This is a genomic window from Enterobacter sp. BWH64 (assembly GCF_001037645.1).
Lineage (GTDB): Bacteria > Pseudomonadota > Gammaproteobacteria > Enterobacterales > Enterobacteriaceae > Enterobacter > Enterobacter hormaechei_C.
On record NZ_KQ089922.1, the window covers coordinates 4,243,234 to 4,263,717 of the forward strand.

Annotated in this window: 23 protein-coding genes and 1 tRNA gene; 3 read left to right on the forward strand and 21 right to left on the reverse strand. The window is 49.7% G+C overall.

All coding sequences use genetic code 11. The annotated features are described in order from the left end of the window. Positions 1-27: 27 nt before the first annotated feature. From SK50_RS20170 to SK50_RS24055, 11 genes are all read right to left on the reverse strand, one after another. On the reverse strand, positions 28-1,893 hold the full coding sequence (locus tag SK50_RS20170; RefSeq protein WP_023309083.1) for a hypothetical protein: 1,866 nt from the start codon (positions 1,891-1,893) through the stop codon (positions 28-30). 2 nt (positions 1,894-1,895) lie between these two features. After that, positions 1,896-2,096 carry an uL22 family ribosomal protein gene (locus tag SK50_RS20175; protein WP_224310681.1) on the reverse strand — a complete coding sequence of 67 codons (201 nt, stop codon included), beginning with the start codon at positions 2,094-2,096 and terminating at the stop codon, positions 1,896-1,898. 131 nt (positions 2,097-2,227) lie between these two features. After that, positions 2,228-3,265, reverse strand: coding sequence for a major capsid protein (locus SK50_RS20180; protein ID WP_023309084.1), 1,038 nt, complete (start codon positions 3,263-3,265; stop codon positions 2,228-2,230). 18 nt (positions 3,266-3,283) lie between these two features. Next, positions 3,284-3,661: a hypothetical protein gene (locus SK50_RS20185; protein ID WP_023309085.1), complete on the reverse strand. Its 378-nt coding sequence runs from the start codon at positions 3,659-3,661 to the stop codon at positions 3,284-3,286. A 3-nt stretch (positions 3,662-3,664) separates the two neighbouring features. Continuing rightward, the gene (locus SK50_RS20190) at positions 3,665-3,898 is read right to left on the reverse strand and encodes a hypothetical protein (protein ID WP_023309086.1); all 234 of its coding nucleotides are present in this window, start codon (positions 3,896-3,898) and stop codon (positions 3,665-3,667) included. Between the two features lie 617 nt (positions 3,899-4,515). Next, complete coding sequence (locus tag SK50_RS20200; RefSeq protein WP_023309087.1) at positions 4,516-4,851, reverse strand: hypothetical protein; 336 nt, start codon at positions 4,849-4,851, stop codon at positions 4,516-4,518. Then, positions 4,844-5,233, reverse strand: a complete 390-nt coding sequence (locus SK50_RS20205) for a hypothetical protein (RefSeq protein ID WP_032667926.1) — start codon at positions 5,231-5,233, stop codon at positions 4,844-4,846. The genes SK50_RS20200 and SK50_RS20205 overlap by 8 nt, the downstream gene beginning before the upstream one ends. Positions 5,234-5,337: 104 nt before the next feature. Continuing rightward, the gene (locus SK50_RS20210; protein ID WP_032653285.1) at positions 5,338-5,799 is read right to left on the reverse strand and encodes a helix-turn-helix domain-containing protein; all 462 of its coding nucleotides are present in this window, start codon (positions 5,797-5,799) and stop codon (positions 5,338-5,340) included. Next, positions 5,793-6,563 (reverse strand): Fic family protein, encoded by a 771-nt coding sequence (locus tag SK50_RS20215; protein ID WP_023309088.1) that lies wholly within the window; start codon positions 6,561-6,563, stop codon positions 5,793-5,795. Before SK50_RS20215 ends, SK50_RS20210 begins: the two co-directional genes overlap by 7 nt. Before the next feature lie 14 nt (positions 6,564-6,577). Further along, positions 6,578-6,754, reverse strand: coding sequence for a hypothetical protein (locus SK50_RS24050; RefSeq protein WP_023309089.1), 177 nt, complete (start codon positions 6,752-6,754; stop codon positions 6,578-6,580). 17 nt (positions 6,755-6,771) lie between these two features. Next, positions 6,772-7,020, reverse strand: a complete 249-nt coding sequence (locus SK50_RS24055; RefSeq protein WP_133059720.1) for a hypothetical protein — start codon at positions 7,018-7,020, stop codon at positions 6,772-6,774. A 1,620-nt stretch (positions 7,021-8,640) separates the two neighbouring features. On the opposite strand from SK50_RS24055, the gene SK50_RS20220 reads away from it, so the two are divergent. Next, positions 8,641-9,219 (forward strand): tyrosine-type recombinase/integrase, encoded by a 579-nt coding sequence (locus SK50_RS20220; RefSeq protein ID WP_023309090.1) that lies wholly within the window; start codon positions 8,641-8,643, stop codon positions 9,217-9,219. Positions 9,220-9,265: 46 nt separating this feature from the next. On the opposite strand, the gene SK50_RS22890 is transcribed toward SK50_RS20220, so the two are convergent. The 3 genes from SK50_RS22890 to actS form a co-directional block, all read right to left on the reverse strand. Next, entirely contained in the window at positions 9,266-10,648 is a 1,383-nt protein-coding gene (locus tag SK50_RS22890; protein ID WP_023309091.1) for an HNH endonuclease signature motif containing protein, read from the reverse strand. A 608-nt stretch (positions 10,649-11,256) separates the two neighbouring features. After that, positions 11,257-11,330, reverse strand: a tRNA-Gly gene (locus tag SK50_RS20230). A gap of 80 nt (positions 11,331-11,410) precedes the next feature. Then, on the reverse strand, positions 11,411-12,151 hold the full coding sequence (gene actS, locus SK50_RS20235; protein ID WP_022651807.1) for an amidase activator ActS: 741 nt from the start codon (positions 12,149-12,151) through the stop codon (positions 11,411-11,413). Positions 12,152-12,314: 163 nt separating this feature from the next. Here actS and idi point away from each other — a divergent pair, with 163 nt between their 5' ends. Further along, entirely contained in the window at positions 12,315-12,857 is a 543-nt protein-coding gene (gene idi, locus SK50_RS20240; RefSeq protein ID WP_003863454.1) for an isopentenyl-diphosphate Delta-isomerase, read from the forward strand. A gap of 48 nt (positions 12,858-12,905) precedes the next feature. On the opposite strand, the gene lysS is transcribed toward idi, so the two are convergent. The 5 genes from lysS to xerD all read right to left on the reverse strand — a co-directional run bounded on the left by lysS (position 12,906) and on the right by xerD (position 18,999). Continuing rightward, on the reverse strand, positions 12,906-14,423 hold the full coding sequence (lysS, locus tag SK50_RS20245) for a lysine--tRNA ligase (RefSeq protein ID WP_003863452.1): 1,518 nt from the start codon (positions 14,421-14,423) through the stop codon (positions 12,906-12,908). Positions 14,424-14,432: 9 nt separating this feature from the next. Continuing rightward, positions 14,433-15,531, reverse strand: a protein-coding gene (gene prfB, locus SK50_RS20250) for a peptide chain release factor 2 (protein ID WP_096147815.1) whose coding sequence is annotated in 2 segments (ribosomal slippage) — positions 14,433-15,455 and positions 15,457-15,531 — 1,098 coding nt in all. Because the reading frame shifts where the segments join, the coding sequence is not laid out codon by codon here. A gap of 90 nt (positions 15,532-15,621) precedes the next feature. Continuing rightward, entirely contained in the window at positions 15,622-17,355 is a 1,734-nt protein-coding gene (gene recJ / locus SK50_RS20260) for a single-stranded-DNA-specific exonuclease RecJ (RefSeq protein ID WP_017382886.1), read from the reverse strand. A 5-nt stretch (positions 17,356-17,360) separates the two neighbouring features. Further along, positions 17,361-18,074 carry a bifunctional protein-disulfide isomerase/oxidoreductase DsbC gene (gene dsbC / locus SK50_RS20265; protein ID WP_003863443.1) on the reverse strand — a complete coding sequence of 238 codons (714 nt, stop codon included), beginning with the start codon at positions 18,072-18,074 and terminating at the stop codon, positions 17,361-17,363. 28 nt (positions 18,075-18,102) lie between these two features. Beyond that, a complete protein-coding gene (gene xerD, locus SK50_RS20270; protein ID WP_017692715.1) occupies positions 18,103-18,999 on the reverse strand; it encodes a site-specific tyrosine recombinase XerD in 897 nt (298 codons plus the stop codon). 101 nt (positions 19,000-19,100) lie between these two features. Between xerD and fldB the strand changes: the two genes are divergently transcribed. Further along, positions 19,101-19,622, forward strand: a complete 522-nt coding sequence (fldB, locus tag SK50_RS20275; protein WP_015571793.1) for a flavodoxin FldB — start codon at positions 19,101-19,103, stop codon at positions 19,620-19,622. Between the two features lies 1 nt (position 19,623). On the opposite strand, the gene SK50_RS20280 is transcribed toward fldB, so the two are convergent. Together SK50_RS20280 and sdhE are read right to left on the reverse strand one after the other, a co-directional pair. Continuing rightward, positions 19,624-20,034 carry a protein YgfX gene (locus SK50_RS20280; protein WP_017382887.1) on the reverse strand — a complete coding sequence of 137 codons (411 nt, stop codon included), beginning with the start codon at positions 20,032-20,034 and terminating at the stop codon, positions 19,624-19,626. Then, the gene (gene sdhE, locus SK50_RS20285; protein ID WP_003863437.1) at positions 20,015-20,281 is read right to left on the reverse strand and encodes an FAD assembly factor SdhE; all 267 of its coding nucleotides are present in this window, start codon (positions 20,279-20,281) and stop codon (positions 20,015-20,017) included. Before sdhE ends, SK50_RS20280 begins: the two co-directional genes overlap by 20 nt. Positions 20,282-20,484: the final 203 nt, after the last annotated feature.

A 20,484-nucleotide genomic window follows, 5' to 3' on the forward strand; every position in this document is an offset into this window, starting at 1 on the left:
TTATTTTATTCCTTACGAAGAGGGGCATTAGCCCCCCGCCCCTTGTCCAGATGAAACAGCCAGCACCATACGCTGATTGTTATCATTGATACGCTGATCAACGGTAGCATTAAGCATGTTTCCAAAAGTTGGATCAGGAGAAATAGTTAGATGGATAAGCCCTTCCGGTAGCTGATTCTGCAACACTACAGGCTGCATGATCGGCGTACTGGCTGGCTTAGCTGGCGCTGCTGCACTCTGTTTCAACATAGAAACAGGAGAGTAATCTCCGTTTGTGCTCTGCGCGTAGCTGCTCACGTCTTTAGCGTCGCTTGTCCCGTTCCACCAATCATGGAATGTATCGAACATGTTCGGCTCATGTGTGCCGTCTGATTTAGGCTGGCTGGCTCCGTAAGCGTTAGCCACAGGATTACTTCCTGGCTGTGCAGGTGCTGACGTAGTGCCGTAATGCTGACTAACGGCCTCTTTAGAGGTATTGTCACCGTTAAGGAGATTCAGCTTGCCTGTGATCCAGTTGGTTAGCTTCATTAAGCCGTCCACTACATCACCCGCCGCTTTTCCTAAACCTTTAAAGAAGGGTAACGCCTCCTGCATAGCTTCCTTAAACTCTCGCATGGTTTCAGGGTCAATCTCTGACATAAATCCTTCGAAGAATGCCAGCTTCTGGCTATCGGAGAGAATGCTAAGCTCCTGGTTAAACTTACGGTAGGCCACAAGTTGATCCTGCTGGGCTTCATCCAGCCACTGCCCGTTACGCTTGAGCACATCCACCTGATCAGTGATCGCTTTTCCTTGATTAGAAAATGCCTTGTGATACAAGCCTAAATCGTCTGCAAGGTCTTCCAGGTTATGAAGGATTTGCTCTTGTGAATAGCCTTTGCCCTGCATGGTGTTGGTATAGGCAGAAACGAAGCCAAACGCATTGGATTGGTAGGATTTCAGATCGTCTTTAGTGAATCCCATGTTCAGGGCTGTATCTACTGCGGCGTTCCCGCCTTTCCATTTTCCAGACTTCTTATCAAAGGTGCTGTTGGTGTAGCTGTCTGCCAGCTTTTCTGAGATGTCTTTTCCGTTATCGAGCAGCTTCCTCTCCCCTTGCAGCCCCATCCCGCTGTCGATCCCGTTAGCCGTGGCATACTGCGAAAGCGCCTGTAACACGTTATAATCCACCCCGCCCAATCTGCTGCGCTGTACAATCTCGCTGCGCTCTTCCTGTGCGGTTACAGCGTCTTTACCCCATGAATAAGCACCGTAAGCCGCCGCACCGATACCAGCGCCAGCCAGCGCACCAGTGCCTAAACCCATCAGAGAGCCAGAGATAGCCCCTGTAGCCTTACCACCGCCACCAAGAGCGTTAGCCCCTCCCGCTTTTGCCGCTGCCCTACGCTCTGCGTTAATACGTCTGTAGCTCTGCTGAAGGCGTTTGATCTCGCTGTTTTGGCGTTGTAGTGAGATAGTACCTGCTGCATATGCTTTAGTGATCCGTGACGCTGCAAGCGCGGCCTGTGTAAGCTCAACATTGGTAAGGTGTTGCATACTCTTAAAGCTGCTGGCAGTGTCCAATAGCCGCAATTCAGCCCGTTCACGACGAGCCGCCGAACGTGCGGCCTCTTTCGCTGCCTGAGCCTCTACACGGGCTTGCGCCTTAGCTGCCCTTGCCTTTTCTCGTTCATCGTTGCTACGAGGCTTAGAGGCTTTCTTATTCAGCTTGTCTAATTCTCTCTCAGCAGATTTAAGCCCCTGGCTGAATCTCTTCATGTTCAACGTAGGGTCTTTAATGCCTTTGGCTTTCTTCTGAATTTGATCGAAAGCGTCCATAGCTTCCTTCATTGAATTACGATCAACGCTGAATGTCACCGTGTTATTAATTTTACTGATCTGAAGTTCAAGCATGATTATTCACCGCCTTTCTTTTCGTTCACAAGATAATTAAGTGCATCTGATACACTCATTCCTTTGAAAATAAGTTGTCTTAAATGTGAATAGCTCACATCAAGCGCTCTCGATACGGCTGCTAAATTCAGTAGCTGCTCGGCATTTGTATCATTTAGTTGTAAATGCAAGCCTCGACTCTTTAGGATTAGTTCCAATTTCATCTTTCCTCATTTTGGAAATAAAAAAGGGGCAAGGGCTGGCGCATTTGCTTTGCGTGTTCCAGTTCCCTACGCCCCTGATTAAAGCTCTTCTGTTATTTTCCCAGACGTGAAGAGCTAACGTCTATCGCTCATTATTCTGAGACAGTACCGAAGATGATCGCTTGTGGAATATTCACAATTGGCAGATAACTACATTCTGTCGCTATCTCAGGGAAGCCCCAACGCTGATCAACTACAACATACTGGTGATATAGCTCTGCACCTTTGCCCTGTGTGGCATGGCGAACGCCGACACCGCTATGCAGGACGTAGGCATTACTCTCAGGAGCCATTACAGGAAGACTCACGAATGAGTCCACACCGATTTTGTCAGTGATGAGGCTATAGCCTGTCACATCGATCACGGTGACACCGTTTAGTGTCCAGGTTTCGAAAGCAGGGTTTGCACTTTTAGTACGGGTGTAGAAGTTGTCTCCCTGCTCCAGAGGGAGCGTATACACCATGAAGTCTCTCACTGATGGGTGATAGCGTAGCGCTACGGCTGCTTTACCGGAGGCCAGGATCACTACGCCCTGTTTAGCCTGTGCCAACCCTGAGCCAAGTTTCACATTCTGGATTCGTCCAATCTCGCTTAGTTGCTGGAACACGTTAGCACCTGCGCTGATATCCATCGTGTAAGTGGTTTTGCTCCCACCTGCAAGGAAATCTAAATTGCCCTGTCCGGCGTATTGTGACTGCACACGAAGCCCTAACAGCGCCTCTACAAGGTCAACCTCTACGGTGTTACTCACCTGCGCGTATTGTGCATCGCTGAAATCAGAGATAGCCAGGGTGATTTGATCAGCCGTGTCTACTGTTCCACGCGCTTTATACTGCTCAAGGTCACGAGAGGTGACGGAGTTAAGGGAGTTAGTATATTTAAGCTGATACAGCACATTGCTGAATTCTGGACGTTCTGCACTGTTCCAATCGCTTTGAGCGTAGGGCATCTTTTCAGGTGCAACGAGATTTTTCACATCTGTGATTTTCTCAAGAGCGATTGTATTGACGTCGTGGTTCTCAATTTTAAATAACCCAAGATTACTTACAATTGCATTCAACTGAGTAGAGAATGTAAACGGGCTGGCAAAATCGTACATATTGCCAGAAAATAGATCTGAATAAGCCATTTTTATTATTATCCTTAATTAGGTTGTGCGTAGGGCTACTGTGTCGTAGTCTGTGAAAGTAAAGCCAAGAGTTGCTAATTGCGCTTGAGCCAGAGATTTATCCAGACTTCCAAATTCAATGCCAACCAGGGCTAAAATAGTATGTTCTGGAGAAGCTACAATAAACGCCTTATCGCCAGCGCGTGCAGGTTCTACGACAACATACGCAATATTGCCAGGAACGGTAGCTTTCTTACCTGTAGCGTCTACAAGATCACCTACGATAAGGGAATCAGGGATTCCTGTAGCTGTCTTGATCAGCTTATCCTGCATAATTGCATCAGATGCGTAAGCCACTACTTTATATCGGGCGTGGCTGTTATTCCCGTTCAGAGTTTGAAATGTTCCAAATTGCATTGGTTATTTTCCTTTTGCTATTGCTTTTAGTTTTAATCGTTCCTCAAGCCCTGATGATGGGTGAGAACCTTCTTTTGATTTGGTGATAGTGGCGGTAGGCCAGAATTTCTCTGTAGCCTCTCGAATCTCTTCGACACTTACACCTAATACATTCGCCGCTTGTTTCATCATCTTTTCAGAGAGAATAAGAGAAGCACCTTTGTGTGTAATCACACGATCATAATTCATAAGGAACATGAGATTTCCTTCGTATTGTTACTGCGTTCATTAATAACGGAAGTGTTACATGCAGATTGTTAAAAAGGGGCAATTAAGCCCCTGGAGAGATGCCCTTGTTAGAAAGCATTGTTTAACGTCATCGTTTGGGAGGATTATGAAGTTAAAGAATGGTTTCTTGAATAAAATGGAGGGCGCAACTGTTACGAATAACAGAAGTAGGATCGCCCGTCATTGCTCCCACTTCAAAACAGAAACCCTTCTGTCATGGCGAGAAGTGGGAATGGAATTTCTTATCACCACTGGAATAGTAATAAGAGATTACTACATTCATCCTAACGGAATGAATGAGTAAAGAGCGAATGCCCTTTCTGAAAAAGTCGGAGATGCGCGGTGATTGCGATGCAATACCAACACAACGAGATATTACATCCTGCGCATTCCTTCGGAACTAAACAAGACAAAAAGGGAGACGAAAAAACCAACACTTTTCAGAAATAGCATTCAGAGGGAGGGAATGCCGCTATGGGAACGGCATTCTCAAGGAGTGCGTATTGACATACGAGGGTGATTCGAATATTTACCCTATAATTCATTATGACACAAAAAGCACTTATTGTCAAGCGTTTTCGTAACTTTTATGTTACAGTGCATTCTTCCGCGATCTGGATGGCAAGCTCTCCGAGTTCAACGGTGATGTATTGTAGAGAGCAAGCCAGCTCTTCAAGGTCATTAGCTACACGCCAGGCTTCTTCTGGTGTGATAGTGCTGTCTCCACGCTTCACCAGACGCTCTACAACCTCTTGGAGATACATCAGCGCATCAATCCCCTGCTCCGCCTGTTTAGCCGCGCTTAAAAGCGCCTCTGGCGTTCTGTCACGCCATGCATGATTGACCAGTTCAAGAATAGGTAGATGCCAAGTGTTATGGAAAGAATCGAGCAAGGTACTTACTGTGTTCATTGTATTAATCATGTGTGATTTCCTTATCGTCAAAGAGAATGTCAAAGTCTTGTGTGTGCTGGGATAGTCCCCAGGTTTGACAATACCCAACATAATCGGCGTAATGTTCAAATCCTGCTATTTGCCATTTTTTGAGATGACTACTATCGATAATGTATTCTTGTCTACGTCGTGGTTTGTAATAAACCTTATCCGAAGATGCTAAAACATCCTGCAATAGTTCAAACTCTAATCCAGTTGGTACTACTGCGGGATATTCTTGAATAGTTGTCACCATCTCCCCAGGAATAGATTCTCGTGCGAAATCTTGTAGAGATGAAGTGAATTTATGTTTTCTGATGCGTGTGGCTTTTTCTATTCTAACGAGCGTAGATCTATTTTGTTTTCTTGTCATTAAATCCTCGTAGAGGGAAACTTCCTTGTCTTGTCATGACGTACAATCCGTACAGCACAGCCCACCACCATAAAGCAGTAATCATAAAAGTTTCCCGATTGTTGTTATTTAGTCGTAAGTGTAATGTCGCAACCTTTACCGCGACCAGGTTTGATTAACGTAGTAGTTAGATAACCATTGCGGCGGAGCTTGCGAATCGCACTGGATACAGTTGCCACACAGATCCCCAACACTATCGCTATTGATTCCTGCTTCACATTTGTTAATGATGACAGTGATTCGAGGTGCATTAATACCAGACGTTCCGAAGGAGACAGATTCTTATCGTGAAGATGTGGGGATGACATTTTACATTCGATCTCTTTCGGTGGCTTCATCGCTGCATTGAATAGCGTAACAAGAGCATTAGCGTAACTTGATTCACCTCGTTCAGCGTAAACATCTACAAGTTCTTGTGCTTGTTCGAATGCAACGCCTCTTTCAACTTCTGGATTTAATAAACTGGCAAGATGAATGATGTTAAGATCACGTTCGTTGTATTGTTTGGGTATAACCGTTTTCAGCATAAATGTTCTATTTCCTCGTAGATTGATTTAAGTTTGGGGTTGATTGTATAGTCCAGGTATCCATGAATGAGCATCCATCTTATTTTCGGATGTTGTGAAACAGGTAGATTCTTTTCAGGATTCTCCCATTCATCCCGATACACGCCGATTGAGACAGGGTTAACGGCTTCGATTTCTATTTCTCTGGCTGGGGGTGGTGTAGATTTCTTCTTCGTTACTGCCTTTGGCTTTTCCCGTTTTGGAATAGGTTTAGTTTCTTCCGTTATTTCGTCAAACTCGCACATCGGATCTGCTTTGGCCTCTTTGCGTTGCTCCTCTGGCGCTATGTCTTCTTTAACTTTGCCAAACACGGGATGTTTCAGACAATCGACCCATTCCGGCGCGGAATCTCGTTCCATCGCATTACGATCACGTTCAAAGGCGAAGTTTTCCGGCGTGAGTGGCGTTATAGTCCATTGGTTTGAGCGCTTTGGCTTATTACTGGCGATCAGTCCGATTTTCTTCAACTTTGCAACAATGCGTGTTGCTGTTGCCGAACTAACACCAATACTTGCACCAAGCTGATCAATATCATCGTAATAAGTGCCGCCCAACTCTATCGCAAAGCGATAATAACGATGGCGCATTCTGACGTAAAACTGCTTATCAGCAGGAGAAAGGAACTCTGTTACGCCTGTTTTAAGATTGGTGATCCTGGTGCATTCGTTAAATGCGTCTTCGGTGTTGGTGAAACTAAAAGCCTTACTGTTTATAATGTCAGTCATGTTTGGGTGTATCCTTATTTGGTAGAACGTTCTCCGTTCTTAATTGATGTGGAAAGTGTGGTTGCAGCGTCAATTAACATCTCCTGCACTGTTACGCCTCTCGCTCGCGCCTCTTTGAACAAAGTGCTAAACACTTCATCCGGCAGTTTTACGAATGTTCCGGCTGGTTTCTTCTTCTGGATTTCGCTCATTTGGTTCTCCTTCTGGTTTAATCGTTGTTGGTGGTTTCAGCCTGTTCAGCTTTCCATTGATCGTAAAGTTCTATTCCTTTGCGCAATCTTTCGGCATGTTCGAAATATCCTTGCCGTTGTGCGGCTGCTCGCTGGCTGTTTATTGCATTTCGTGTCTGGCTTCCGGCCTTTAAAGCCTCGAAGACAAGTTCTGGATTGAAATACTTAATTTTGGTTCTCCTTGCGTTAGAAACACAGAAACACCATCCAGGGAGAACGTTAATCACGTTGCCTGATAGTGCGGTGTAAGATGGATTGTTTGCGTTAGGCTGGATGCCTGAGATGATGACGGGATGAATGCTTTCATCACCCTACATCATTTACTTTAACATGAAATGATTTAAATGTCAACACTTATTTCTATCCATTTCAGATCATAGCGCACTTACACGTTGTGATCAACTCATTCATATCATCATAAAACGCGTTCTATCGCTTCCTAACAGGTTTGAAAGCCTGAGAGGTGCAATGCCCTCCCTATCCTCTCGAAAACGCTCTCAGCGCGTCTGAGGCGTTCCGTTTGCGTTACCGCCGCCCTCTGGCACTTACTCCCGAAACCAATAGCACAAACTACTGAGGGATAACGGTAGTTATCAGGATAGTAGGTGGTGGTGTTGGATTGAGGCTGGATGAACTGGAGCCATCAGCGACCAGTGAATCCTTAGCCGTGGGCTAACTTTGCATGGATGAATGCGGAGCATGGAAGACAGGCAGAAGTTATGCCGAAAGACATTGCGCACACGGCGCATAGCTTCTGTGCCTCGTTTCACGAGGGCGAAGCCCTGGCACAATCACAGACAGATGCGCTGATCGCTGCGTCGTGAGCGGCTGACCGAGTAGCCCCAAAGGCGAATCAGGTCACTTGCCAGGCGACACGCGCCAGCAAAGCGAATCTTTCACAAGATCTTCTAAAAGCTCTCTTTTAGAGATCGCTTTTAGAATCTCTTTGTATAGAACATCAATTTGATGTGTAGTTTGCCGATCCATACATCAATTTGATGCGTATCCCATGCATCCATACATCATTTTGATGTATATCCGCTTATCCTCAGTTTCGACACACATCATTTTGATGTATATCGTCGCCCTGCCCACTACGAATCGCACATGCAACAATCCTAAGAATAGCCAGACGTAAGTATTAGGTAATACCTATCAAATCACGACACTAATAACATCAAAACCTATCTTAAATGACAGGTAAAGAATCGGTGTAGCTGTAAGCCAAAGTATATTGTTCACTTTCATTGTCAGAATGATCATTTTAGCTAAACCGTTGTGTAGTGAGGGATACAGCGCTATTTGTCATGAAAACTACTTTGCACTCGTGCCGGATTCGTTGAACGAGTATTCTCGAAAGATCACTCCGCTGATTTTTCCATGCCAAACCCGCCAATTAGTTAGCATTCTAATCATTTCTTGATGCAGCCATTATAATTGATAATAGCTCTCAACAAAGATGCAATATCGCCCCGTTTCGATACACATTAGCAAAGTGTATTCTGCAACTCATTGATTCAACTAAATCAGTACGCTTTTCCATCACCTCACCGTGCAAACAGGGGTAACTCCCCGTCATCGAAAATAAATCTCTTGACATAACAACCGCTTCATGAATCATGACATAAAATTTATTTTCATCTATTTTTCAATCACTTACTGATATTCTCCAAAATCTGCGCCTGGAAATGGGGCGGCCTCGATCACGTCGTTAAGCAACTCAAGTAACCGCGCACACATTTTGATCATTTAGTGCTCTTCTGAAAAAACGTATCGTGCAACATGTTGAAAATGATCAATTTATGATCAATGATGCTTTCAACGAAACGAACATAAGGAGGGTAAAGATGAAAGGCATTAGCCAGGCGCTAAAGAGTGCAGACGAAGTTAAAGCAGTGGCGGCAGAGCTACAACGCAACGCCAGAAGCAACCTGTTCTATTGCTTGTGGGTGTTTATGTATGAATCGGGCTTACGTATCTCTGACGTGCTCAAACTCCGGTACGAAGATGTAGAGGGGCAATCTCACCTCAAGGTGAAGCAGGAGAAAACCGGAAACGTGGTGAGGCCAAAGGTGACAGCCGCGATGCTGTCAGTGATGGCACAACGCAAGGCAGAGCAAGCCGATATGCCAGTGAAGACGGATTTCATTTTTAGCAAGGGCGATATACGTAGCAAAGGCAACGCCGTAACCCGTAACACGGTATTCACTGAATTTGGGAAGATGGGACGTAGAGCAGGATTCTCTAACGTGGGATGCCATACACCACGTAAAAGCCGTGGGCGCGTGATGTTCGATGCTGGAGTGGCTATTGAAACAATCGCCCATTTCCTGGGACAGACAGATCCGCGCTCAACGATGTATTACATCGGGTATGGTCAGGACGTGCAGGACGATTTAACAGAGGAGTTTTCTTTAGAGTGGTGACGGAATGTACTTATTCTAAAATTGACCAAAGGTTGAAAGTAACATATCAACTGGATCTGATCTTCAAAAATAATTTCCATTTACTGCGCAGTTTATTCTCGTCTAACTTCACAGTATGTGCCCCTATTATTTTACCCTCAAACATATGGGCATATATACATTCAACATTAAAATGTATGGTTAGGGTATCTGGATTTATACCAAGTTGGCCGTTATCGAACATTCGATGACAATCCGAGGTAAGTAGGATGCCGTTACTGGTATCCATATTGTGCGAAGAACAATAATCCTCTAAATGACAGGCTTGAAGCAAAGATTGAATTGATTGTCCAGTTACTGCACACCTACCTTTGAAGTTGGTCTCAACTCTCCTTCGGAAACTTTGTTGGTCACTTATTCTTCTTAACTGCAGTGTACGCTGAACATTACTCGAAATTAATTTAAGATCCACTGATTCAGGATAGGAACTAATTTTCTCTTGTTCCTTTCTTACTGCGCCAGAATCTTTTTTACTTAGAGAAATCTTATAACCTACTGTGATAAGGTCATACAAAACCCTTTCAGATTGCCCTTGTTTCTTGGCAATTTCACGCGCATCTGTTTCATTCTTACTTCTTAACGAAATTAAGTAAGCGAGCGAATTAAAATATGAAAACTTACCTGGCTCAACTTTACTGTCATAATATTTTGAAGATAGTTCACGACTTTTTGCGATCTTGTACGCTTGCGTGACAGGAATAGTCCTTATCAACTGGCTATACAGTTCGCTATTAAAATAAAATTCAGGCACTTCAATTTTGGTTGTTGAATTGGTATCTAATTTTGTGATCACCTTTGCAGGTGATGTCTTCTTCGTATCAGTTCTTTCTTCTTGAATAATTTTAGTATGCGTAACGCGAGAAATTAAAGCCATTCTCTCCAGCTCAGCCTGAGCTTCTTTGGCTATTAACTCTTTACGCAATCTTTCACGCTCCAAAGTCTTCTCATTCAATGGCAGGAAACTACGATTTTCATGGCTAATGGTAAACTGATTCGGCGGGATAGTTTTCTTGAAAGATCTAACCTGAATAGATTTTCTATAATTTTCGCGTGCAACTCTCCTCTCCTGCTTAAATATTGAGCGAGGTTCCTTTAGACTTTGTCCAGGCGTATCCTTAGTTCTATTCCTGATCTCATAATTTAATGATTTAATGATTTCCGAAATTTCTTTCTTCTTCTCGTTAGATGTTACCGGATCGTTTATTTTTTCAGAGTATTCATTTTTTACCCTGATCAATTCAGGTAGAGACATTTCTTGAGCATGAAGTTTTCTTTTGGTTTGTTTTTGCTGTTCTCCAGCACTTGATGCAACAAGTTTGGTGATAGCGCTTTCAGGCTCGCTATTTTTCGCAGCATTCAACAAAGCATCAGCAAGAATACTATTCTTCATCAGCAGTTACCCTTCCTTGAAATCTAACATACAAATCTCTACCAGAGCTTCGCCCATCACGCATCTACACCACCCCTATCGGATTAATCTTAGATTAACCAAGGTGCATACAACGCGCAACTAACAGATTTTGGACAATAGAAGCCATAAAGCCCCGTTAGTGGTACAAGCAACAAGCGGAGCGTAGCGACTTCATCAGATTGTCAGAGGGATCACACCTTATCAGGGTGCTCGTGTACCGTCAGGAGCGTGAGCGAAGCGCTGGCAGAGCCTGCATATCGTGTGCAGGTACGTTTACCACTATACACCTGTTTACGCAGCCACAAGGCCGCACATCGGGCTTAAAATGCGTGTGATCGGTCTGGTGCAAGAGACAATGCCCGGATCAGGCTTTTCCTTCACGTTGTGCTATCGCGGTGTGAGGGCTACAACTGCCGCCGCCGAATAGTTATACTCTTACTTCCATAGTAACTATCCGTGACAACTAACAGTGTACCTTGTGTTGGTAAATCGTCGTTCAATGGTAGAACGAACACGACAACTTATGTTAAGTAAGTTGTTGAAAGCAAAACGAGTTTTATCGAAGTTTTGCCACAAGGGGAGAGATCTGGAGCGGGCGAAGGGAATCGAACCCTCGTATAGAGCTTGGGAAGCTCTCGTTCTACCATTGAACTACGCCCGCTTTGAGGTGCGTAAGGCATTATAGACCTTACGCCTCTTCATACAAGCCTTTCCCCCACTAAGTGGCGATTAAATAATCACTTAGCACTTCGGCTTACTGCCCTGCGCCGGAAGATAACGCTGCGGATCGATGGCCGTGGCCTTATAGCGGATCTGGAAGTGCAGCTTAACCGTATCCGTCCCGGTACTGCCCATGGTCGCAATCTTCTGCCCCGCCTTCACGTTCTGGCCGTTATTGACCAGCATCGTGTCGTTATGCGCATACGCCGTAATGTAGTCCTCACCATGCTTAATCATGATCAGGTTACCGTATCCACGAAGCTGGTTACCGACATAGACCACCTTCCCGGCCCCTGAAGCGTAAACCGGTGTGCCGCGTGCGGCAGCGATATCAATACCTTTATTGCCACCTTCCGAGAGCGAGTACGGCGCAACCACTTTTCCGCTTGCAGGCCAGATCCAGCAGCGCTGACCGACCGGCGGCCAGGATGATTTAGGCACCTGATAGGATGGCGTGACTTTGGCTGTTTTACGCGTTGAGGACTTTTTCCCTGAGGAGGAACCGCCGTTAACCTTGAGCTTCTGCCCTACCTCAATAGTATACGGTGGAGAGATATTATTCAGGCGCGCCAGCTCCTTCACGCTGGTTCCCGTGGCGCGTGAGATGCGGTAGAGCGTGTCCCCGCGCTTAACGGTATAGACTGCACCGGAATAACTGCCCATATCCGAAGATTTACTCCCCGAGCATCCTGCTACAAGTAGCGTCAGCGTCAGGCAGAAAACGGCAATGATCGGGTTTCTCGTCAGGCTTCCTGCAAACAAAACAGCTCCTCGGTCAGCGTGAATGGCGCAGTATGATAGCAGCCCAAACTGATGCGGGTCATGCCCTTTTCCGCTCTGTGGGCCAAACCGTTCGCATAAGAATGCAGTATAATAATTCCGCTGATGGTGCTGAACCATTAAGCATTTTGGCACTGGAGCATCAATGAGTATTCAAGAACACGTTATTTTGGTAAATGACCAGGGAAAAGTGATTGGCACTCAGGAGAAGTACGCCGCGCACACGTCACACACCCCGCTACACCTGGCCTTCTCTTCATGGCTGTTTAACGCTAATGGAGAATGTCTGATCACCCGGCGCGCATTAAGTAAAAAAGCCTGGCCCGGCGTATGGACCAACTCCGTTTGCGGTCATCCACAGGCCGACGAAGCGACAGAGCAGGCGATTATCCGCCGCTGCCGCTTTGAAGTCGGCGCCGAAATCACAGACATCACCCCCATTGCCCCGGAGTTCCGCTACCGTGAAGCCGACCCGTCAGGGATCGTTGAAAACGAAATCTGCCCGGTCTATGCCGCCCGCGTAACGAATACCCTCGCAATCAATGACGATGAAGTGATGGAGTATCAGTGGGTGGAGCTGGACGCGCTATTCCGCGCGCTGGACGCCACACCGTGGGCATTTAGCCCGTGGATGGTGCAGGAAGCGAACACCGCGCGTGAAAAACTCAGCGCCTTCGCGGCGCAATAAAAAAGCCCCGGCGATAAACGCACGGGGCTTTTTTTACGTCTTAACGGCTTATTTCACCGGACGCATCGCCGGGAACAGGATCACGTCGCGGATGGTGTGGCTGTTGGTGAACAGCATCACCATACGGTCGATACCAATACCCAGGCCAGCCGTCGGCGGCAGGCCGTGCTCCAGCGCGGTCACGTAGTCTTCGTCGAAGAACATCGCTTCGTCGTCGCCTGCCGCTTTCGCGTTAACCTGATCCTGGAAGCGCTGCGCCTGATCTTCTGCATCGTTCAGCTCGCTAAAGCCGTTACCGATTTCGCGGCCACCGATGAAGAATTCGAAGCGGTCAGTGATTTCCGGGTTCTCGTCATTACGACGCGCCAGCGGAGACACTTCCGCCGGGTATTCGGTGATGAAGGTCGGCTGAATCAGGTGCGCTTCGGCCACTTCTTCGAAGATTTCGGTCACGATACGACCCAAGCCCCAGCTCTTCTCAACCTTAATACCGATGCTTTCAGCGATCGCTTTCGCAGAGTCGAAGTTATCCAGATCCGCCATGTTGGTTTCCGGACGGTATTTCTTGATCGCTTCGCGCATGGTCAGTTTTTCGAACGGCTTGCCGAAGTCGAACACCTCTTCACCGTAAGGCACCTGGGTGGTGCCCAGAATGTCCTGCGCCAGGGTGCGGAACAGGGATTCGGTCAGCTCGATCAGATCTTTGTAATCCGCATACGCCATATAGAGTTCCATCATGGTGAACTCTGGGTTATGACGTACGGAGATACCTTCGTTACGGAAGTTACGGTTGATCTCAAACACGCGATCGAAACCGCCAACCACCAGACGCTTCAGGTACAGTTCCGGCGCGATACGCAGGTACATGTCCAGGTCCAGGGCGTTGTGATGGGTGATGAACGGACGGGCAGAGGCACCGCCGGGGATCACCTGCATCATCGGGGTTTCTACTTCCATAAAGTCGCGGTTAACCATGAACTGGCGAATACCGGCCATGATCTGGGAGCGAATTTTGAAGGTCTTACGGGATTCATCGTTAGAGATGAGATCCAGGTAACGCTGACGATAGCGCGCTTCCTGATCCTGCAAACCGTGGAACTTGTCCGGCAGCGGGCGCAGGGCTTTGGTCAGCAGACGCAGTTCGGTGCAGTGGATAGACAGTTCACCGGTCTTGGTTTTGAACAGTTTACCTTTAGCGCCCAGGATATCGCCGAGGTCCCACTTTTTGAACTGCTCGTTGTAGATGCCTTCCGGCAGGTCGTCACGAGAGACGTACAGCTGAATGCGGCCGCCAACGTCCTGTAAAGTCACGAAGGACGCTTTACCCATGATACGACGGGTCATCATGCGGCCCGCCACGGACACTTCAACGTTCAGCGCTTCCAGCTCTTCGTTCTCTTTACCGTCGAAGTCTGCGTGCAGTTGGTCTGAGGTATGGTCACGACGAAAATCGTTCGGGAACGGCACGCCCTGCTCGCGCAGCGCTGCCAGCTTCTCGCGGCGGGTTTTCAGTTCGTTGTTAAGATCGACTACCGCGTCAGCGCCCTGTGCTTGTTGTTCAGACATGTTGGTTCCTCATAACCCTGCTTTCAAACTTGCTTCGATAAATTGGTCCAGGCTGCCGTCCAGCACCGCCTGCGTGTTGCGGGTTTCAACCCCGGTACGCAGGTCTTTGATGCGGGAGTCATCAAGGACGTAAGAACGGATCTGGCTGCCCCAGCCGATATCGGACTTGTTGTCTTCCATCGCCTGCTTCTCAGCATTTTTCTTCTGCATCTCCAGCTCATAAAGCTTCGCTTTCATCTGCTTCATGGCCTGGTCTTTGTTCTTATGCTGGGAACGGTCGTTCTGGCACTGTGTTACCAGCCCGGTTGGAATGTGGGTAATACGCACCGCAGATTCCGTACGGTTAACGTGCTGACCACCCGCGCCGGATGCGCGGTAAACGTCGATACGCAGGTCCGCCGGGTTGATGTCGATATCGATATCTTCATCCACTTCCGGGTAGACAAACGCGGAGCTGAAGGAGGTGTGACGACGGCCGCCGGAATCGAACGGGCTCTTACGCACCAGGCGGTGAACGCCGGTCTCGGTACGCAGCCAGCCGTAAGCGTAATCGCCAATAATCTTGATGGTGACGGATTTGATACCCGCCACTTCACCTTCGGACTCTTCGATAATCTCGGTTTTGAAACCGCGCGCTTCCGCCCAGCGCAGGTACATGCGCATCAGCATGCTCGCCCAGTCCTGCGCTTCGGTACCGCCAGAACCTGCCTGAATATCGAGATAGCAGTCAGCACTATCGTATTCGCCGGAGAACATGCGACGGAATTCCAGCTGCGCCAGCTTCTCTTCCAGCACGTCGAGCTCTGCCACGGCTTCGTTAAAGGTTTCTTCGTCGTCGGCTTCGACAGCCAGCTCCAGCAGCCCAGAAACATCTTCCAGACCCTGCGCCATTTGATCCAGCGTATCTACGATGGCTTCGAGGGAGGAACGCTCTTTACCCAGCGCCTGAGCGCGCTCAGGTTCGTTCCAGACATCCGGCTGTTCCAGCTCGGCGTTTACTTCTTCGAGACGCTCTTTCTTGGCATCGTAGTCAAAGATACCCCCTAAGAACGTCAGAGCGCTCCGTGAGGTCCTGAATGCGGTTTTTTACCGGATTAATTTCAAACATGGTCTGTTTTCTTTTATGAGCTTGTCAAAATGCGGTGATAAGAGCGGGATTGTACCGAATCCACGCCCTTTTTTATAGAGATTACTGACGCTAAATTGGCCAGATATTGTCGATGATGATCTGAAGGGAGCGGTTACCGCGGAACTCGTTAATATCCAGCTTATAGGCCAGCTCAACCTCGCGCACGCCGTTGTCCGGCCAGATGGAGGTATCAACGTTAAAGGCGATGCCGTCGAGCAGCGGTCCGCCGCCGACCGGTTCCACCATCACTTTGAGATGGCGTTCGCCCACGATGCGCTGTTGCAGCAAACGAAAACGTCCGTCGAAAAGCGGCTCCGGGAACATCTGCCCCCACGGGCCGGCATCGCGCAGCATCTGCGCCACCTCCATGGTCATTTCAGCCGGTGAAAGCTCACCGTCAGAAACCACTTCACCCTGCAACAGAGCCGGATCGATCCACTCGGTGACCAGTTCGCCAAACAGACGCTGGAATTCGTCGAACTTCGCCTCTTCCAGCGACAGGCCTGCCGCCATCGCGTGACCGCCGAACTTAATCATCAGGTTCGGATGCAGCGTATCCAGACGCTCCAGCGCATCGCGCATATGCAGACCCTGAATGGAACGACCGGAGCCTTTCAGCGTGCCGTCCCCGGCGGGGGCGAACGCGATCACCGGGCGGTGGAAACGCTCTTTAATGCGCGACGCCAGAATGCCCACCACGCCCTGGTGCCATTCGGGGTGATACATCGCCAGCCCGCCCGGCAGGGTATCGCCGCTGCGCTCCAGCTTTTCGCACAGGGTCAGCGCTTCGGCCTGCATGCCCTGCTCAATCTCTTTACGGGTCTGGTTGAGTGCGTCCAGCTCACTGGCCAGCACGCGCGCTTCGCCGATGTTGTCGCACAGCAGCAGCGCAACGCCAACCGACATATCATCCAGCCGCCCCGCCGCGTTCAGGCGCGGGCCGAGGGCAAAGCCTAAATCGCTTGCCGCAAGCTTCAGCGGATCGCGGTTGGCAATTTCCAGCAGCGCCTTAATCCCCGGACGGCATTTACCTGCCCGAATGCGGCTTAAACCCTGCCAGGTGAGAATACGGTTATTGGTATCGAGCGGCACCACGTCCGCCACGGTTCCCAGCGCCACCAGATCGAGATACTCCGCGAGGTTCGGCACGGCAATTCCGCGCGATTCGAACCAGCCCTTATCTCGCAGCAACGTGCGTAACGCCAGCATCAGATAAAACGCTACCCCTACTCCGGCCAGCGATTTCGACGGGAAATCGCAGTCGCGCAGGTTCGGGTTAATGATGGCTTCGGCGGCAGGCAGAGTTTCGCCCGGCAGGTGGTGATCGGTGACCAGTACCGGGATCCCCAGCGCATGGGCATGATCGACCCCCGCATGAGAAGAGATCCCGTTATCCACGGTCATGATCATCTGTGCGCCACGGGCGTGGGCCTGATCTACCACTTCCGGGCTGAGGCCGTAGCCGTCTTCAAACCGGTTCGGCACCAGGTAAGTCACATTATCGCAGCCCAGCGCACGCAGGCTGAGCACGCTCAGCGCGGTACTGGTTGCGCCGTCGGCATCGAAATCGCCCACCACGACAATCCGCGTGCCTTCCCGGAACGCGTCGTAGAGCATTTCAGTCGCTTTTTCGATGCCACTCAGCGCTTGCCAGGGCAGCATGCCTTTGACGCTGCGCTCAAGATCGCTTGCCGTACGCACGCCACGGCTGGCGTACAGCCGCTTTAACAGCAACGGAAGCGTGTCTGGTAAATCCGCGGTTTCACCCGCATCGCGGCGGCGCAGTTTTATCGGGGCTTTCACGCGAATTATTTACCACCCATCTGTTTCTGGTGCTCGTCGAGGAACGCTTTCATCTCTTTTGGCCCCTGGTAGCCCGGCACCACGTAGCCGTTACTCAGCACAATGGCTGGCGTACCGCTCACGCCAAACTGTACGCCCAGCGCGTAGTGGTTAGCGATGTCGATATCGCAGGACGCGGGCTTCACGCCTTTGCCGTTCATCGCGTCATCAAAGGCCTTGTTGCGGTCTTTCGCACACCAGATCGCTTTCATATCCTGCTCAGGCTGGCTCTGCACGCCGGCGCGTGGGAAAGCCAGGTAACGCACGGTAATGCCCAGCGCGTTGTAGTCTTTCATCTCTTCATGCAGCTTGTGGCAGTAGCCGCAGGTGATGTCGGTGAAGACGGTAATAACGTGCTTTTCCTGCGCCGCTTTGTAGACAATCATCTCTTTTTCGAGCGCGTTCAGGTTTTTCATCAGCAGCTGGTTAGTGACGTTCACCGGCTGCGCGCCGCTCACGTCGTACATAGGCCCCTGAATGATGTGTTTGCCGTCTTCGGTCACGTACAGCACGCCGCTGTTGGTCAGCACCGTTTTCATGCCAGCCACCGGCGCTGGCTGGATCTCGCTGCTGGCGACGCCGAGTTTCGTCAGAGACTGTTTAATGGCGGCATCGTCCGCATGGGCAAAACCGGAAACCGAAGCTGCCAGCAGGGTGAACAGCGCTAAAGACTTTTTCATATTTGTTCCTGTAACAATTCGTCGGCACTCACGCGCGAGGGTGGTGCTGTTGGTGTAGCTGCCGCAGGCGTTCCGTCGCGACATGGGTGTATATTTGCGTCGTTGAAAGATCGCTGTGTCCAAGCAACATCTGCACCACGCGTAAATCAGCGCCGTGGTTTAACAGATGCGTCGCGAAGGCGTGACGCAAAACGTGCGGCGACAGCTTCTCACTGTCAATACCCGCCAGTGTGGCGTAATGTTTAATGCGATGCCAGAACGTTTGTCGCGTCATCTGCTGCGCGCGCTGGCTCGGGAACAATACATCGATGGAGACGCCGTTCAGCAGCCACGGACGCCCGTGTTCCAGATACGTCTCCAGCCAGTAGACCGCCTCTTCACCCAGCGGCACCAGCCGTTCTTTGTTCCCTTTACCGATAACGCGCACCACGCCCTGACGCAGGCTGATATCGCTCATCGTCAGGCCCACCAGCTCGGAAACGCGCAAGCCCGTGGCATACAATAGTTCAAGCATGGCTTTATCGCGTAACTCCAGCGGAAGGTCAACTGCGGGCGACTGTAATAATCTCTCAACTTGTGCTTCGCTGAGATCTTTTGGCAGCCGCTGAGGCAGTTTAGGCGATGCCAGCAGTGCGCTGGGGTCATCCGCGCGGATCTTCTCGCGGTACAGGTGCTGGAACAGGCGGCGCATGGCGCTCAGCAGGCGTGCGGAGCTGGTGGCTTTGTACCCCCCTTCCATCCGCTCAGCCAGTAACCCTTGCAGGTCATCGCTTTGCGCGCTTTCAAGCGTCAGCCCACGATGTGCCAGCCAATCGACCAGCAGCGTGAGATCCCGACGATAGGCGCTGAGCGTATTTTCAGCGAGGTTTTTCTCCAGCCACAGCGCGTCGAGAAACTGTTCGATGAGTGCGAGATCCTTTTCCACATCAGCCCCTTTGGTTCTGCAATCTGGCCATTATGCCTGAATGCCATCGGTTTCTGGTACACTACGCGCAAAGTCATAGCAAGAATTGAGATAGTTACGCGATGAATATTGGTCTGTTCTATGGTTCCAGCACCTGCTACACCGAAATGGCGGCGGAGAAAATTCGTGACATCATTGGCCCGGAACTGGTGACGCTGCATAACCTGAAAGATGACGCGGTTGCCTTGATGGAGCAGTACGATGTGCTGATTCTGGGTATCCCTACCTGGGACTTTGGTGAGATTCAGGAAGACTGGGAAGCCATCTGGGATCAGCTCGATTCAGTCAATTTTGAAGGCAAAATCATTGCGATGTACGGCATGGGCGACCAGCTGGGCTACGGGGAGTGGTTCCTTGACGCACTCGGCATGCTGCACGACAAACTGGCGCCAAAGGGCGCGACCTTTATCGGCTACTGGCCTACGGAAGGCTATGAGTTCACCAGTCAAAAACCGATTATTGCCGACGGTCAGCTGTTTGTCGGGCTCGCGCTGGATGAAACCAACCAGTACGATCTTAGCGACGAGCGCCTCCAGAGCTGGTGCGAGCAGATTCTGGGTGAGATGGCCGAGCAATTCAGCTGATTTACTCCTGCGTCGGCTGTTGCACGATCAACCGGCGCAGATCTCGCCACTCCGCGGGATCCATACTGTCTGCGGCCAGCCACAGGTGCTGGCGACGGTTATCCTCGACCCGACGCAGCCGTAGCATCATCCCGGTGTTAAGCATCCACGGCGTCCCCATCATCTCCCACTCTTTTCCCTGCCAGCGCAGGCGAGAATCCATCAGCAGCTTAATTTCACCCTGACGGGCGTTGATTCGACGCTGGCTGCGCACGCTGTCAAACACCACAAACGACAGCAATAGCAACCACAGAGGGGTATAGCTAAGCGGCCACGGCACCAATAACACCAGTGCCGCCACCAGCCCGTGGAGCAGTAAGGACATCCACTGTGAGCGCCACGAGACGCGAAGATCAGATTGCCACAGGACCACGTTCCTGATTCCGTGTTTGAATTAATTGCACCATCCGTTGCAACTCGGTGTCGGCGGGCTTGCCGTGATTCATCAGCCAGTTGAATAAATCCGGATCGTCAGACTCAAGCAGACGGACAAACAGGCGCTTATCGTCATCGCTTAAGCTGTCGTACTCATACTCGAAGAAAGGCATGATGGAGATATCAAGTTCACGCATGCCGCGACGGCACGCCCAGTGAATACGGGCCTTGTTGTTAATATCCATGTTCTGTTTCCTGCATTACGTTTGGCACAGTCGGTATCCCGTTTGGTATTCATTATTGCTCTCCGGGAACACCTGCTAGTGTAACGTGTTTTTGACCGTTTCTTTACTGGAATATTGCGAACCTCGAGCAGGCTCCCTGAATAATCCTTATAAAGACAGCGGATTACTCTATTTTGCGTAGCGCCACGCATAACCGCGTAATG